Raw genomic sequence first — 1,426 nt, 5'->3', positions numbered from 1 at the left:
GGATCAAGTCCAAAAGTTGTGGGATTTAAGGATTACGCAAAAATTGTACTAAGTCTGAATAAGAAAAAATCTACATTCCTTACGCCTCTAAATTGTGCTCTAAAGGCTTTAATTTTAGCATTGAATGATTCTGCTGATGCATTCGTACTTCTATTATCAAAATAGTTTAAGATGTTTTTATAATGTATTGACATGGTTCTGGCTATAGTATTGAAGCTTTTAAACTGTGCTTGTCTTACTTTTTCATCCCATTTAGCAAGTCTTATAAGTGCTGATGTTTTATCTGTAGTGTTATTGAATATCCAAGATAGATTTTGGCATAACTTGTATGCTTTCTCTATATCAGGATATTTTTCAAACAGTATTTCTGCTCTTATAGATTGATTTTTAGTCCATTTATTACTTGATTTGTATAATAGATATCTGCTTCTAGCAAGTAGTTGTTTGAGTGTATCTCCATTTGGTAATAGTTTTGGTGTGTATTTTAAAGATTTATTTTTGGAGTTTTCAATGGCATCATTCTCAGCATCAATCGCTTCCCATCTATGTTTAATTCTTATTTCTTGCAGTGCATCTAACGCTAATTTTTGCACATGAAAACGATCTATTACTAAGGCAGCGTTTGGAAAGGATTTCTTGACAATAAGCCCCATATTTCCCGCCATATCTAAGGTTACTTCCATGACTTTCTTCCTATGTTTTAAAGGAATTTTATGAAGTATTTTTATGACAACTTCTGCTTTAGTTCCTTTAATCATGGCTACTATTGCGCCTTTCTTTCCTTTAGCTAATTTATTTGTTATTATGGTATATAAATCACCGTTAGAAAAGGCAGTTTCATCAAGTGATAAGTGAGTTCCTAAATTCTTTGCAAACAATAACCAGTCTGTTGCGTGCTTCTGTTGATCCCAAGCTTTAAAATCACTTAAATAATCCTTATACTGTCTTTGTAAACTTCTGGGATTTACCCCGTAGAAATTAGCTATAGTACTTGTGCTAGTAGCGTTATTACTGACTGATATCTTTTAAAAAAGCAGCAAATTCACTAGTTATTCTAGTGCCTTTTGCTACTAATTGCCAATCTCTTGTAACTACTTTTTTAGAATTTTCCTCAACCCAACGTCGTCTAATAACATGTAGAAAAACGTTTTTACCTCGAATTGGAAAGTCTTGAATAGTAGCTTCAGGAAAAAAACCTTTAGAACTTAATTTAAGTGCTTTAAATTCTTCAGGAATCGTATTTAATTCTGTGAAATGGAAATGAAGTTCTCCATTTTTAACTTCGTGTTTAGTTAGTTTAAAATAGTCAACAAGAATTTCTGGTAATAATAGTTTTGCAAGTTCAATTGAAGTGTCCAAAATAGAGGTTTATTAGACTGCAAAGTTCATGCTTTTTAATTTACTCCACAACTTTTTGTATTGAGCC

The 1,426-nt window shown here is 31.8% G+C and carries 2 protein-coding genes; both read right to left on the bottom strand.

The window, feature by feature from the left end; genetic code table 11:
* Nucleotides 1–32: 32 nt before the first annotated feature.
* A complete protein-coding gene (locus MC378_RS15330; RefSeq protein ID WP_242179718.1) occupies nt 33–986 on the bottom strand; it encodes an ISAon1 family transposase in 954 nt (317 codons plus the stop codon).
* 22 nt (nt 987–1,008) lie between these two features.
* Nucleotides 1,009–1,359 (bottom strand): ISAon1 family transposase N-terminal region protein, encoded by a 351-nt coding sequence (locus MC378_RS15325; protein ID WP_242179717.1) that lies wholly within the window; start codon nt 1,357–1,359, stop codon nt 1,009–1,011.
* Between the last annotated feature and the right edge of the window lie 67 nt (nt 1,360–1,426).

It is taken from the genome of Polaribacter marinus, from assembly GCF_022662535.1.
Classification (GTDB): domain Bacteria; phylum Bacteroidota; class Bacteroidia; order Flavobacteriales; family Flavobacteriaceae; genus Polaribacter; species Polaribacter marinus.
This window is presented reverse-complemented; position numbering and strand designations above follow the sequence as displayed.